The sequence below is a fragment of the Candidatus Symbiopectobacterium sp. NZEC127 genome (assembly GCF_025962675.1).
GTDB lineage: Bacteria > Pseudomonadota > Gammaproteobacteria > Enterobacterales > Enterobacteriaceae > Symbiopectobacterium.
Map to the genome: position 1 here is coordinate 222,115 of NZ_JAGFPG010000003.1, position 13,243 is coordinate 235,357.

Consider the following 13,243-nt stretch of genomic DNA (forward strand, 5'->3'; position numbering starts at 1 on the left):
TGTGAGAAAAACCAAACGCATCACCATTAGTGATATCGCCGCGCTGGCGGGAGTATCCAAGGCAACCGCCAGTCTGGTGCTTAACGGGCGCGGTAAAGAGCTGCGTGTCGCACAGGAAACGCGCGAACGTGTGCTTACCATTGCTCAACAGCAACACTACCAGCCGAGTATTCATGCGCGGCTGCTGCGCGATAACCGTAGCCATACGCTGGGGCTGGTGGTGCCGGAAATCACCAACTATGGTTTTGCGGTTTTTTCTCACGAACTGGAAAATTTGTGTCGGGAAGCGGGGCTGCAATTATTGATCTCCTGCACCGATGAGAATCCCGGTCAGGAAACGGTGGTGGTGAACAACCTGGTTTCACGGCAGGTAGATGGGTTGATTGTGGCTTCCAGCATGTTGAGCGACAGTGATTACATTAAGCTTAATGAACAACTGCCGGTGGTGCTGTTCGACAGGCACATGAATGACACCACGCTACCGCTGGTGATCACCGATTCCATCACTCCCACGGCGCAACTGGTGGAGCGTATTGCGCGCCAGCACCCTGATGAGTTTTATTTTCTTGGCGGGCAATCTCGCTTGTCGCCAACGCGAGATCGGTTGGAAGGGTTTCGCCAGGGGTTGGCACGTGCCGGTGTTGAGCTGAAACCGGAGTGGATTATTCATGGCAATTACCATCCCAGCAGCGGTTATGAAATGTTTGCATCATTGTGCGCACGGCTCGGGCGCCCACCTAAAGCTTTGTTTACCGCCGCCTGCGGTTTGCTAGAGGGGGTATTGCGCTATATGAGTCAACACAACCTGCTCAATAGCGATATCCATTTGGCGAGTTTCGACGATCACTATCTGTATGATTCGCTGTCTATTCGTATCGATACCGTGCAACAGGATTGCCGCCAACTGGCCTATCACTGCTTCGAAATGATTACCCAGTTGGTTAATGATGAAGAGCCCACTGCGTTGCAACGTTATTTGCCCGCAACCTTACAGTGGCGACATGAAGCAGAAAATAAAAATAGGGATTAATGGTGTTTTTGTAGCATTTAAAAATTAAAAACCAAATTAATACTGCCAGTGTTGAAATATAAACGTGATAACGAATTAGCACTGGCTCAGTGATTATCGGTTTTGCAAATAAGAGAAATGTCTATAAGCGCTAAAAAGGTTAATTGTTTTTTAATAGAAAGTTATATTTTCATCCACTGCACTTTTAGCTGGCACGCACGAATCGAATTGGTGCAATGTCCTTGACGGCGCTTTTTCAATGACCGGCTTTTACACCTTCTCTCCTGAATTTTATCCATATTTATCAATTGATTGATTGCCGTTTTTTACTTCTGGCACATTTGTTGCTGATTCTTTTCTCGCTAACAGAATATATCCCTGTGGCACGCTCACTGATCGACGTACTGGGCCAACTCTGTGGCTCCATTCTACTAAAGGGACGTAATCTCTTATTACTGATGAGGCGATGATATGAATCACAAACTGGTCAAACTGACGGTAGCAGCAGCATTGGTTTCCTCTGTCATGGGTGCCGCCAACGTGATGGCGGAAGAAATTAAAATCGGCGTAGTGTTACCGTTAAGCGGCCCGCTCAGCGGATATGGTCAGCCCTCTCAGAAAGGCGTTGAGCTGGTAAACAGCATGGAGCCGAAACTGAAAAATGGCGATACCATCAAACTGATCGTTATTGATGATAAGAGCGACAAGGTAGAAGCGGCTAACGCCATGCAGCGTCTGGTCTCAAGCGATAAAGTCGACGCGGTGATCGGTGAAGTGACCTCCACCAACACCCTGGCGATGACCAAAATGGCGGAAGATACCAAAACCCCGCTGGTTTCTCCCACCGCCACCAACGACCGCGTCACCCGTGGCCGTCAATATGTGAGCCGCGTGTGCTTCTCTGACAGCTTCCAGGGCATCGTCGGCGCTAACCTGGCATCGCGCGATCTGGGGGCCAAAACTGCGGCCATCATGTATGACAGCAGCAACGACTACTCCGTTGGCCTCGCCAAAGCGTTCCGCACTCAGTTCCTGAAAAATGGCGGCACCATTCCTATCGAAGTGCAGGCTCCGGGCGGCAGCAAAGATTTCAAAGCACAACTCTCCTCGGTCAAAGCCAAGAATGTCGACATGATTTATATGCCGATCTACTACACCGAAGGCGCGCTGATTGCGGTGCAGGCCAAACAGCTGGGCTTAAAAGTACCGGTAGTCGGCGGTGATGGTCTGGCGGCGGATCCGGTGTTCTTCAAGCTGGGTCAGGATGCGGTAGAAGGTTACATGACCACCGATTACTACTCGCCGAACGCCAAAGAGCAAACGCCGGAAGGGGAGAAATTCATCAAAGCCTGGACGGAAAAATACAGCGAACCGACTCACACCTGGGGCGCGATGACGGCGGATGCCTACAAGATGATCGTCAATGCCATGAACCAGTGTGATAACCCGAAAGATCGTGTCTGCGTCAACGACAAAATTCGTGCTACCAGCGGCTTCACCGGCATCACCGGCACGCTGACGCTGAAAGATGGCGACGCCATCCGCAGCGCGGTGATCAACGAAGTGAAAAACGGCGAACTGGCGTTCAAAACGGTGGTAAACCCGTAATCGCGGGAAAATAAGGATTAAAAAATGGATGCAGCCATTTTCTTCCAACAGGTGGTTAACGGCATGAGTTTGGGCAGTATGTACGCGTTGATCGCCATCGGTTATACCATGGTGTATGGCGTGTTGCGTCTGATCAACTTTGCTCATGCCGATATCATGATGGTGGGGGCATTTCTTGCCCTGTTTGGCACCACCTATTTTGCGCTGCCCTTCGGGGCAGCAATTCTGTTTGCCGTGCTGTTTTCTGCGCTGCTTGGGGTCTGTATTGACCAGATTGCCTATCGGCCACTGCGCGGCGCGTCAAAAATCTCCATGCTGATCACCGCCATCGGTGTCAGCTTCTTTTTGGAAAACCTGTTCAACGTGCTGTTTGGCGGCAGCCCGCGTTTCTTTGAAACGCCGCCGTTTTTCAACCGCACGATCACCTTCGGCAGCATCATCATCACCAACGTGGCCTGGATTGTGCCGCTGGTGACGCTGGTATTGCTGGCCGGGATCTTGTTCATTCTCTACCGCACCCGTCAAGGTATGGCGATCCGCGCCGTGGCTTTTGATGTCAACACCGTGCGCCTGATGGGGATCGATGCCAACCATATCATCGCGTTTGTGTTTGCACTCGGCAGCTCGCTGGCGGCACTCGGCGGGATCTTTTACGCCACCAGCTATCCCACCATCGATCCGTTGATGGGGGTATTGATCGGTCTGAAAGCCTTTGCCGCCGCAGTACTCGGTGGGATCGGCAGCGTTACCGGCGCGGTGATCGGCGGCTTTATTCTGGGATTCACCGAAGTGGTGGCGGTTGCTGCCGTGCCGGAATTGGGTGGCTATAAAGATGCCTTTGCATTTATGTTTTTGATTTTGGTTTTGTTATTCAGACCGGTCGGCATCATGGGCGACGAACGGTTGGAAAGGAGTCGCTTCTGATGAAAATGCCAGCCACGTCTCTCTCTCAGCTTTTTTGTTACGCCGCGCTGCTGATTGTCAGTGTGTTGATGCTGAGCGTTTTTCAGAACTTGTTTAACGACTACATCCTTCGCATTATCTGCAACATCTTCATCTTTATGATCCTGGCGGTGAGCTACAACCTGATTAACGGCGTTACCGGGCAGCTCTCGCTGGAGCCAAACGGCTTTGTTGCGGTAGGGGCCTACGTGACCGCGATTTTGCTGTTAACCGCCGATGCCAAAACCAACATGTACGAAATGGCCGCGCCTAGTCCGTTCATTTTAGCTATCCACACCTCGTTTTTACCGGCGCTGTTGATCAGCGGCCTGTGTGCTGCTGTGCTGGCGGTGTGTCTCTCGTTTCCGGTGTTCCGGGTGCGCGGCGACTACCTGGCGATTGTGACCCTGGGTTTTGGCTTTATTATCAAAATTCTGGCGATCAATAACCCGCAAATCACCAACGGTGCCATCGGCATCAATGAGATCCCGCAGGCCAGCAATATGCTGTTCTGGTGTGGGTTGGTGGCGCTGGCGGCCATCGTGCTGGTGTTGCAGGTGGTGTATTCCAAATACGGCCGTGCCATGAAGGCAGTGCGTGATGATGAAGATGCGGCGATTGCCATGGGCATCAACACCTTCCGCATGAAGACCTATGCCTTTGCCACCAGCGCCTTTTTCGAGGGTATCGGCGGTGGCCTGCTGGCATCGTTACTGACCATTATTTCGCCCGATCTGTTTGACTTTATGCTGACCTTCCAACTGCTGATTATCATCGTGCTGGGCGGTTTGGGCAGCACCACCGGGGCGATCCTCGGCACCATTATTGTGATTGGTAGCGGTGAATGGCTGCGTTTCCTCGATCAGCCGCTCAACCTGTTCGGTCAGGATCTGGGCTCGCATCCGGGCTTGCGCATGGTGGTGTTCTCTCTGGTGTTGCTGATCATTATGCTGTTTGCCCGCGAAGGGCTGCTGGGGAAACAGGAGATTTGGGAAATCAACAGGAAGCGCCGCCATGGAAAATAAAACGGTTCTTAACGTCGACAACATCGTGATGCAGTTTGGCGGGCTGCGCGCGATTGATGGCGTCAGTTTCAGCATCAATGAAGCCGAGATCTTTGGGCTTATCGGCCCAAACGGCGCGGGCAAAACCACCCTGTTCAACGTGATCACCTCGAACTACAAGCCGACCTCGGGCTGCGTCAGTTTAGGGGATACCACCATCACCGGGCTTAAACCCAACGTGGTGGTTAACAAGGGGATTGCGCGCACCTTTCAAAATATCCGCCTGTTTGGCTCCATGACGGTGCTGGAGAACGTGCTGATCGGTTTCGACCGCGCGATTCACTACTCATTTATCGAAGCGGCACTGCACGTGGGGCGTTTCTTTTCGGCAGAACGCAAAGCCAAAGAAGAAGCGATGAAGATTCTGGAGTATATCGGTATCGCCCAGCATGCCAATGCCTTGGCCACTAACCTCAGCTACGGGAACCAGCGCAAGGTGGAGATCGCCCGCGCACTGGCGACCTCGCCGTCATTGCTGCTGCTGGATGAACCCGCCGCAGGCATGAACCCGAAAGAGACCAACGAACTGGCGCAGTTGATTTTCAAAATGCGCGATGACTTCAAACTGACGGTGCTGTTAATCGAACATGACATGTCGTTTGTCAACACGCTGTGTGAACGCGTGATGGTGCTGGATTATGGCAAACCGCTGTTTAGCGGGAAGACGCAGGAGGCGATCAATGACAAAGCTGTGATCGCCGCCTATCTGGGGGACATCGACTATGCTTAAGGCCGAAAATCTACAGGTGTTTTACGGGTTGATTCAGGGATTGAAAGGCGTCGATATCGAGGTTAACAACAGCGAAATCGTTACGCTGATCGGCAGTAACGGCGCAGGCAAAACCTCAGCGCTGAGCGGCATTCTGAACATGGTGAAATCGTCGGGCACGGTCACCTTCCTCAATGAAGAGGTCACACACAGCCAAACGCACCAGATTGTGCGCAAAGGGCTGGCGCTGGTGCCGGAAGGGCGCAAGGTGTTCACCAACCTGACCATTGAAGAAAACCTGAAAATGGGTGCCTACAACAACCCGGTCAATTTCCATTATCTGTGTGAAAAGATGTACGCCCTGTTTCCACGCTTAAAGGAGCGTCGCCATCAGATGGCGGGCACCATGAGCGGCGGTGAACAACAGATGCTGGCGATTGCCCGCGCCTTGATGAGTGAACCGGTATTGCTGATGCTGGATGAACCCAGCCTCGGGCTGGCACCGAAGATTGTGGGTGAGGTGTTCAACATTATCAAACAGTTGCAGAAGGAAAATATCACCATTCTGCTGGTGGAACAGAACGCGACGGCGGCATTGAAAATCGCCGATCGTGCCTATGTGCTGGAGAATGGCAACATCGTGCTGCACGGTGTAGCGGCGGATATTCTCGCCAATCCTGAGGTGAAACGGATGTATCTCGGGGGATGACCCTGCGCGAGTGCCTGTCTACTCATGATTTCCGCGCACGCGGAAATCATGAGATTGCCCGTAATTGTTGGTATAGAAAAACCCGCCATTGACGCCGTCTGCTATGATCCTGACAATGCTCTCCCCTTTATCCAACGTACTGTTTATCGAACATACTGTTTAGTAAACCAAAGGTGCCGTTAATAACCCGGTAGGACTTTATGGAAGCGTGGCTGGATCATTTTGTGACCCAATCTGTCACTTATTCACTGATTGCGGTGATGTTAGTGGCTTTTTTAGAATCGCTGGCGCTGGTGGGGCTACTGCTGCCCGGCACGGTGATGATGGCGACGCTGGGCGCGCTCATCGGTAGCGGGCAACTGAGCCTGTACGCGGCGTGGGGGGCCGGGTTGGTGGGCTGCCTGCTCGGCGATTGGATATCCTATTTCATCGGCTGGAAATTCAAAACACCGCTGCACAACTGGTCGTTTTTAAAGAAATACCAGACCTTGCTGCGTCGCACAGAGCACGCCTTGCACCAACACCCGATGCCCACGGTGATTATCGGGCGCTTCGTGGGTCCAACCCGCCCATTGATCCCGATGGTGGCAGGGATGCTGGCACTTCCCCCTGCGCGCTTTGCGCTGCCGAATATCATCGGTTGTGTTGTCTGGCCGCCGGTCTATTTTATGCCGGGCATTCTGGCGGGCGTCGCGTATGACATTCCTTCCGGTGGCAACAGCGCGTCATTTCGCTGGCTGCTGCTGGGGGTGGCAATCGTGGTGTGGCTTGCCGGATGGCTAGGCTGGCGCTGGTGGAACAGCCGCAAGCAAACCAAAAGCCATAACCGTTTGAAGTGGTTAACCATAGCGCGCTTGCGCTGGTTGGCACCGTTGACCATGACGGCCGCCGTCGCCGGGGTGGTGATGTTACTTCAACACCCGATGATGCCGGTATACAGCCATCTGCTCGGGAAAGTGATTTTGCGTGGTTAATTAACCTGTTGATACGTCACGAAAGTAGATCTGTTTGAAACGTTGTTTTACTATCATCCCCGCGTGAAGGCAGCGGCAACCCAGTGGGTTGCCGTTGTTCACGTTACTATCATAACCAATGGATGGAAAAACAATGAAAAAGATCGTGATTACGGCGCTGGTGCTGTTGATGAGCGCAGGGGCTTATGCCGCTGGGGATAAAAGCAAAACGATTACGGCAAAAAGCTACGGGGATAAGTGGCCGTTTACCTTTGAGAAAGGGGAACTCATTTGTTCGACGGGCATCGTGGTGCTGAAAAACAGTAAAGATGGCAAGGTGTATGCGCTTAATGGTATGGCAAATGCGCTGGCTGATTCAGGTCGTAAACTGGGCAAGGCAACCATTTTGAATAACAAAGCCGTTACCAAGCCGGATCCGAAAGTGGCGGGTTATCAAATGTCTACCGTCGATATCATGATGGAAGGCCGCGAACTCTGTAATTAATCGCCATGTGCCCGCTAGCAGGATGACTCAGCGCATCCTGCTAATCGCGGTAATGGGCCGAGCGTTAACGATAAAACTCAGCCACCTGATCAAAAATGCGCATTTCGGCACCGTGGCGGCGCACCTGTAGCACATCCTCCAGCTTTTCCACCTGACTTATCATCTGCGGTAGTCGGCTGTCTTCCTGCACCAGAAGCCAGATACGGCTCTCTTTGCCCCCGGCCAGCGGCATACACAGAATGCCTTCCACGTTATAAGCGCGACGGGCGAACAGTCCACACACATGAGACATTACGCCTGGGTGGTTGCGTACCGCCAGTTCTAGCGTTACGTGAGACGAAGTTGATTGATTTTGCATGGTATCAGTCTCCAATCATGTCGGTGTTGGCCCCGCCCGGCGGCACCATCGGGTATACTTTTTCGTTAGCATCGATAGCCGCATGAATCAGCGCCGGACCCGGCGTGTGCAGGGCATCTGCCAGCATTGCAGCCGGATCGTCTGCGTTATTCAGATCGTACGCCGCGAAGCCAAAGCCGCGAGCGATGCTGACGAAATCCGTTTGGTAGCGGTAATCCGCAGCGAAGATGCGCTGCCCATAGAACAGGTCTTGCTGCTGGTGCACCAGCCCTAATGCCTGATTGTTCATCAGGATGATCTTAACGTTAAGCCCTTCTTCGGCCGCCGTCGCCATCTCTTGAATGTTCATCATGATGCTGCCGTCGCCGGAAAAGCACACCACAATTTTGTCGGGCTCTGCCAGCGCAGCACCCATTGCAGCGGGCAAACCAAACCCCATGGTGCCGAGACCGCCGGAGGTCAGCCACTGGCGCGGCCGACGCAGCGGATAGCTCTGCGCCACCCACATCTGATGCTGGCCCACGTCGGTGGCGATGATAGCATCGTCCGTCAACGCCCGTGCGGTCGCCTGCACCAGCCCGTAGTGGCTCAGCGGATCGTCAGCGCCCGGCATGCGGAACGGATAGGTTTGCTGTAGCTCGGATACCGTCTGATGCCATTTCTCGCGTTTTTGCGGCTCAATCAACGGCAACAGTTGTGTCAGCGCTTCACCCACATCGGCATGCAGCCCAACGTGCGCCTGACGAATTTTTCCCAGCTCCGCCGCATCGATATCAATATGGATGATGCTGGCATCCGGGCAGAACTGCTCCGCTTTACCGATAGCGCGATCGTCAAAGCGCGCCCCCAGCACGATAAGCAAATCTGACTGCTGCAAAATCAGGTTAGTGGCGCGGGCTGCGTGCATGCCTAACATGCCGAGTGACAGCGGGTGATCCGTCGGCATGGCACCGAGCGCCATCAGCGTCATGGTGGTCGGCAGGTTGGCGCGCTCGGCGAGCGCGACGGCGTGCTGATGGGCTTCGGCGCTGATGATGCCGCCGCCCAGATAGAGGATTGGGCGCTCGGCCGCATTGATCATCGCGGCGGCCTGCGCGATGGCGTGTGTATCGATGCCGGGCGTGAGATCGCGTTCAGCAATCGCGGGCAGCTCTGCCAATTCGATGGTAGCGGTTTGAATATCTTTCGGAATATCGATCCACACCGGGCCGGGACGCCCTGATTGCGCGATGCGAAACGCGTCTGAAATCACGCGCGGCAGTTCGTTGATGTCCCGTACCAGATAGTTGTGTTTGGTGACGGGGATGGAAATGCCATAGGTATCCACTTCCTGAAAGGCATCGGTACCGATCATCGACGAGGAGACCTGACCGGTAATGCACACCAGAGGGATGGAATCGAGTTTCGCATCGGCAATCGCGGTCAGCAGGTTAGTGGCTCCTGGGCCGCTGGAAGCCAGACAAACGGCGGCTTTGCCACTGGCGCGCGCCATGCCCTGCGCGATAAACCCTGCCCCTTGCTCATGACGAGCGAGAATATGGCGAATGGTTTTGCTCTGTCCCAGCGCATCGTACAGCGGCAGTGCCGCCCCGCCGGGAATGCCCGCTACCGTGGTGATGCCCTGCTGTTCCAACAGCCGGACGATCAACTGTGCTCCGGTATAACGCATAGTAATATCCTTCATCTGGGCCGGTGCGTTTTCGGAGCGGGGGAGGTAAAAACAAGAAACCCCGCTCGGCTGGCGCCGGCGGGGTTTGGGAATCGTGCTGTGATTCGGAACCCGTTACGGCGCGTCGCCGACGACGACCACCACGACCACGCGCACGACGACGACCGCGTCAACATGCGCGGTGTGTAGTAGTGCAGAAGTCATAGCAGCGGAGTGTCTCACGGTGTTCCTGTCAATCAGTCAGTTAATTAGCCGTTTTATATAAGCACGGCCGTTGCAATAGGCGCAATACCCACAAGGAATAAAAAGTGAAAATTTTATTCAGCTCACAAAATACCCTGTGTGGAGTAGCCACCCGGTGTAGACGATCAGTCACGCGCTGCGCTAATCCCCAGTATTCGCGCCGCCTCGTTGCTGCCATCACACAGTGACATGGTGGGGCCGTCATAGGCGATGTTACCCTCCACCAACAGCAGGCTGCGTGGGGCAATGCGTAGCGCATCATCCAGATTATGAGTGACCATCAGCAGCGTAAGCTGCTGTTCTGTGCATACCGTATCGACCAGCGTGAGCATATCCTGACGCAGCGCCGGGTCCAGTGCGGAGAACGGCTCATCCAGCAGCAGGATAGGGCGTTGACGCAGCAGGCAGCGGGCCAATGCGGCGCGCTGGCGTTGACCGCCGGAAACCTGCGCGGGCAGGCGTTGCAACAGGCTGCTTAAGCCCACGTGTTCCGCAATCGCGTGTAATGCCTGACGCTGTGCTGACGAGAGACGCAAGCCGGGGTGCAGGCCAAGCGCAATATTTTGCTCCAGCGTCAGGTGCGGGAACAGGTTGTTTTCCTGAAACAGAATCGACACCGGACGCTCGGCGGGCGGCGTATGACGGTGATCGTCGCCATTGAGCCACAGTTCGCCGCTGTTCGGTAATAAAAACCCGGCAATCAGGCTGAGCAGCGTGCTTTTGCCGGCACCGCTTGGCCCCAGCAGGGCAACGCGCTCTCCCGCCGCGATGTTGACATCGAACTGCATGGGAGCCTGTTGATAGAGATAAGTGAGTTTATTCAGCGACAGCATGTCGGCCCGCCCGTTTTTGCCACAGGGTCAATGTCTCCATCACGGTAAACAACGCGAAACAGAGCAGCATCAGTAACAGTGCGGTCACTGCACCGTCTGCGCTGCGATAAGCGCCAATTTGTTGGTAAAGATAGAAGGGTAGCGTGCGGAACTGCTCATTGCCAAACAAGGCAATAATGCCGAAATCCCCGACCGACAGCACGCAGGCAAACGCCATCGCCTGCGCAATCGGTTGTTGCAACGCGCGCAGCTCAATCAGCCGCAGACGATGCCAGCCGCGAATATCCAGAGAGTGGCACAACAGGTTATAGCGCTGTGCCACGTCGAGCATCGGGTTCTCCAGCACCTTGAGCGCATAGGGGATCGCCATCAGCGCGTTGGTGGTGACCACCAGCCCATACGGTGAGGTCGGTAACCCGACGGTGTTGTTGAGAATGAGGAAAAAACCGGTCGCCAATACAATGCCCGGCATCGCCAGAATCAGCAGGCCGCTGATGTCCATCAACTGTCCGGCCAGTCGCTGCTGACGCAGTTTCAGCTCACGACTGCTCCACAGCAGCATCAGCGTCAGGATAACGCACAGCGCACCCGCACCGAGTGCGATACGCAGGGATGTCCACAGCGTTTGCCACAGCGCGGGCTGTTTCAGCACCGTCAGCATCGCCGGATTGAGGCCGTCCAGCACCACGGCCAGCAAGGGTGGCACCAGCAATAACAGCGCTGCCAGGATAATCACGGTATCGCCCAGACGTCCGGCCAGCGAATCCTGCGGGTTGTGCCAGCGCAATTGCTGGGTATTGCCCACGGCAAACCACGATCCGAGTCGTTGACTCAGTAACACCAAGCCCAGACAGCAGACCATCTGGATCAGCGCCAGCCCTGCGGCGCGCGCGGGATCGTAATCAAAACTCAATGCCTGATAGATAGCCAGTTCGATGGTGGTGGCACGCGGGCCGCCGCCGAGTGACAGCACGGTAGCAAAACTGGCGAAGCAGAGCATGAAAATCAGTGCCGCACTGGGCAGGATCTGACGCCGCAACCAGGGCCACTCAATAAGACGAAAGGTTTGCCAGGTATTCATGCCCAACTGTGCCGCTAACTGACGTTGTTCCGTGGAGATGGATTCCAGGGCTTGCAACAGCAGGCGTGTCGCCAGCGGCAGATTAAAGAACACGTGGGCCAGCAGGATCCCTTGCAGTCCATAGGGGGAAAAGGTGTAGTCAAAACCGAGTGCGCTTAAGCCCTGAGCCAGCCAGCCCTGTCGCCCGTAAACGCGCAGTATGCCAAATACCGCCACCAACACCGGTAACACCAGCGTCATGGCACACAGGCGCAACAGCCAGGTTCTGCCAGGAAAATGGCGGCGGTAAAGGGCGCGAGCCAGCACAATGGCGGGCAGCGTGGAGAGTAACGCCGAAAGCAATGCCTGCCAAAAGGTAAAGCGCACCACGTACCACACATAGCTGTCACCCCACAGCGTTTGCCATGGGGTATCCGGTGCCTGATGCCAGAGTGCGCCAAACGCCAGCAGGGCTACGCCTGCCAGCAATGCGGCGGTGAACAGCCCCGGCCAGAGCCAGTGTGGGATCAGCGGCTGACGGCGCGTTGCCATGCCTGAATCCACTGCCCGCGCAGGTCCGCCACCTCTGGTGCGCTAAAGGACAGCGCTTTTTCCGGGCGCGCCAGAGACTGGAATCCTTCCGGCAGTGCCACGCCGGTGACCGGATACATCCAGTTGGTGGTTGGGATCAGGCTTTGGAACGTCGGGCTGAGGATAAACTGCATAAAGCGGTTTGCGAGTTCCGGCTGCTTGCTGGCGCTCAACTGCCCGGCAACCTCAACCTGCATATAGTGGCCTTCGCTGAACAGCGCCGCCGCGTAGTTCGTCTTTTTCTCTTCGATAATGTGATAGGCCGGAGAGGTGGTGTAGCTCAGCACCAGATCCGCCTCGCCCTTGAGGAACAGGCCATAAGCCTCACTCCACCCTTTGGTGACGGTAACGGTTTTACGTGCCAACTTTTGCCAGGCGTCGGGGGCCTTATCGCCATACACCTTTTGCATCCACAGCAGCAGGCCCAGCCCCGGCGTACTGGTGCGCGGGTCTTGATAAATCACCTTCAGCGGCTGATCGCTGTTGATCAGGGCATCAAGACTGGTCGGTGGATTTTTTAGCGTGTCTTTGTTGTAGACGAACGCGAAGTAGCCGTAATCATAAGGCAGGAACGTGGCATTGTTCCAACCGCCCGGCAGCGTTAACGCGTCGGTTTTTACGTTGTGTGCACTAAACAGCCCGGTATCCGATGCCGCTTTGAGCAGGTTGTTATCCAGCCCCAGCACAATATCTGCTTTGCTGTTTTTGCCTTCCATGCGCAAGCGGTTCAACAGGGCAACGCCATCTTCCAGCGCGACGAAATTCAATTCACACTCGCACTCTTTTTCGAAGGCTTTTTTAATTGCCGGGCCGGGGCCCCATTCAGACGCGAAGGAATCGTAGGTGTAAACGGTCAACGCAGGCTTGGCATTCGCGGCAGCGGAGCCGAGCATCAGGGCGGTGAGGCCGAAAACGGGAAGCAATAAACGGGATAATAGCGACTGTAACACTTTGCACTCCTGGGTAGATTAGGGTGGCAAAGGACTTTGA

At 55.1% G+C, this 13,243-nt stretch carries 14 protein-coding genes; 8 read left to right on the forward strand and 6 right to left on the reverse strand.

Going from position 1 to position 13,243, the window contains the following annotated elements; genetic code table 11:
- Position 1: 1 nt before the first annotated feature.
- The 8 genes from J5069_RS14450 to J5069_RS14485 all read left to right on the forward strand — a co-directional run bounded on the left by J5069_RS14450 (position 2) and on the right by J5069_RS14485 (position 7,499).
- Positions 2-1,030 (forward strand): substrate-binding domain-containing protein, encoded by a 1,029-nt coding sequence (locus J5069_RS14450; RefSeq protein ID WP_264644539.1) that lies wholly within the window; start codon positions 2-4, stop codon positions 1,028-1,030.
- Positions 1,031-1,534: 504 nt separating this feature from the next.
- Positions 1,535-2,617, forward strand: a complete 1,083-nt coding sequence (locus tag J5069_RS14455) for an ABC transporter substrate-binding protein (RefSeq protein ID WP_413542245.1) — start codon at positions 1,535-1,537, stop codon at positions 2,615-2,617.
- A 24-nt stretch (positions 2,618-2,641) separates the two neighbouring features.
- Positions 2,642-3,541: a branched-chain amino acid ABC transporter permease gene (locus J5069_RS14460; protein WP_264623732.1), complete on the forward strand. Its 900-nt coding sequence runs from the start codon at positions 2,642-2,644 to the stop codon at positions 3,539-3,541.
- On the forward strand, positions 3,541-4,584 hold the full coding sequence (locus tag J5069_RS14465; protein ID WP_264644541.1) for a branched-chain amino acid ABC transporter permease: 1,044 nt from the start codon (positions 3,541-3,543) through the stop codon (positions 4,582-4,584). Before J5069_RS14460 ends, J5069_RS14465 begins: the two co-directional genes overlap by 1 nt.
- Positions 4,574-5,353: an ABC transporter ATP-binding protein gene (locus J5069_RS14470; protein WP_264644542.1), complete on the forward strand. Its 780-nt coding sequence runs from the start codon at positions 4,574-4,576 to the stop codon at positions 5,351-5,353. Before J5069_RS14465 ends, J5069_RS14470 begins: the two co-directional genes overlap by 11 nt.
- Positions 5,346-6,041 carry an ABC transporter ATP-binding protein gene (locus J5069_RS14475; RefSeq protein WP_264644543.1) on the forward strand — a complete coding sequence of 232 codons (696 nt, stop codon included), beginning with the start codon at positions 5,346-5,348 and terminating at the stop codon, positions 6,039-6,041. Before J5069_RS14470 ends, J5069_RS14475 begins: the two co-directional genes overlap by 8 nt.
- A gap of 200 nt (positions 6,042-6,241) precedes the next feature.
- Positions 6,242-7,015 carry a DedA family protein gene (locus J5069_RS14480; RefSeq protein WP_264644544.1) on the forward strand — a complete coding sequence of 258 codons (774 nt, stop codon included), beginning with the start codon at positions 6,242-6,244 and terminating at the stop codon, positions 7,013-7,015.
- Positions 7,016-7,148: 133 nt separating this feature from the next.
- Positions 7,149-7,499: a YebY family protein gene (locus tag J5069_RS14485; RefSeq protein ID WP_264644545.1), complete on the forward strand. Its 351-nt coding sequence runs from the start codon at positions 7,149-7,151 to the stop codon at positions 7,497-7,499.
- Between the two features lie 64 nt (positions 7,500-7,563).
- Here J5069_RS14485 and ilvN read toward each other — a convergent pair whose 3' ends face one another.
- The 6 genes from ilvN to thiB all read right to left on the reverse strand — a co-directional run bounded on the left by ilvN (position 7,564) and on the right by thiB (position 13,203).
- On the reverse strand, positions 7,564-7,857 hold the full coding sequence (gene ilvN, locus J5069_RS14490) for an acetolactate synthase small subunit (RefSeq protein ID WP_264644546.1): 294 nt from the start codon (positions 7,855-7,857) through the stop codon (positions 7,564-7,566).
- A gap of 4 nt (positions 7,858-7,861) precedes the next feature.
- Positions 7,862-9,526, reverse strand: coding sequence for an acetolactate synthase large subunit (gene ilvB, locus J5069_RS14495; RefSeq protein ID WP_264644547.1), 1,665 nt, complete (start codon positions 9,524-9,526; stop codon positions 7,862-7,864).
- A 114-nt stretch (positions 9,527-9,640) separates the two neighbouring features.
- Entirely contained in the window at positions 9,641-9,730 is a 90-nt protein-coding gene (locus J5069_RS24285) for an ilvB operon leader peptide IvbL (RefSeq protein WP_195312036.1), read from the reverse strand.
- Between the two features lie 164 nt (positions 9,731-9,894).
- A complete protein-coding gene (gene thiQ, locus J5069_RS14500; protein WP_264644548.1) occupies positions 9,895-10,602 on the reverse strand; it encodes a thiamine ABC transporter ATP-binding protein ThiQ in 708 nt (235 codons plus the stop codon).
- A complete protein-coding gene (thiP, locus tag J5069_RS14505; RefSeq protein WP_264644549.1) occupies positions 10,586-12,214 on the reverse strand; it encodes a thiamine/thiamine pyrophosphate ABC transporter permease ThiP in 1,629 nt (542 codons plus the stop codon). Before thiP ends, thiQ begins: the two co-directional genes overlap by 17 nt.
- Positions 12,190-13,203, reverse strand: a complete 1,014-nt coding sequence (gene thiB / locus J5069_RS14510; RefSeq protein WP_413542235.1) for a thiamine ABC transporter substrate binding subunit — start codon at positions 13,201-13,203, stop codon at positions 12,190-12,192. The genes thiP and thiB overlap by 25 nt, the downstream gene beginning before the upstream one ends.
- Between the last annotated feature and the right edge of the window lie 40 nt (positions 13,204-13,243).

Coding starts and splice junctions, on each gene's coding strand:
- thiP (WP_264644549.1), bottom strand. CDS start 12,214: ATGGCAACGCGCCGTCAGCCGCTGATCCCACACTGGCTCTGGCCGGGG.
- J5069_RS14485 (WP_264644545.1), top strand. CDS start 7,149: ATGAAAAAGATCGTGATTACGGCGCTGGTGCTGTTGATGAGCGCAGGG.
- J5069_RS14475 (WP_264644543.1), top strand. CDS start 5,346: ATGCTTAAGGCCGAAAATCTACAGGTGTTTTACGGGTTGATTCAGGGA.
- J5069_RS24285 (WP_195312036.1), bottom strand. CDS start 9,730: ATGACTTCTGCACTACTACACACCGCGCATGTTGACGCGGTCGTCGTC.
- J5069_RS14465 (WP_264644541.1), top strand. CDS start 3,541: ATGAAAATGCCAGCCACGTCTCTCTCTCAGCTTTTTTGTTACGCCGCG.
- J5069_RS14480 (WP_264644544.1), top strand. CDS start 6,242: ATGGAAGCGTGGCTGGATCATTTTGTGACCCAATCTGTCACTTATTCA.
- ilvN (WP_264644546.1), bottom strand. CDS start 7,857: ATGCAAAATCAATCAACTTCGTCTCACGTAACGCTAGAACTGGCGGTA.
- J5069_RS14460 (WP_264623732.1), top strand. CDS start 2,642: ATGGATGCAGCCATTTTCTTCCAACAGGTGGTTAACGGCATGAGTTTG.
- J5069_RS14455 (WP_413542245.1), top strand. CDS start 1,535: ATGGGTGCCGCCAACGTGATGGCGGAAGAAATTAAAATCGGCGTAGTG.
- thiQ (WP_264644548.1), bottom strand. CDS start 10,602: ATGCTGTCGCTGAATAAACTCACTTATCTCTATCAACAGGCTCCCATG.
- ilvB (WP_264644547.1), bottom strand. CDS start 9,526: ATGCGTTATACCGGAGCACAGTTGATCGTCCGGCTGTTGGAACAGCAG.
- J5069_RS14470 (WP_264644542.1), top strand. CDS start 4,574: ATGGAAAATAAAACGGTTCTTAACGTCGACAACATCGTGATGCAGTTT.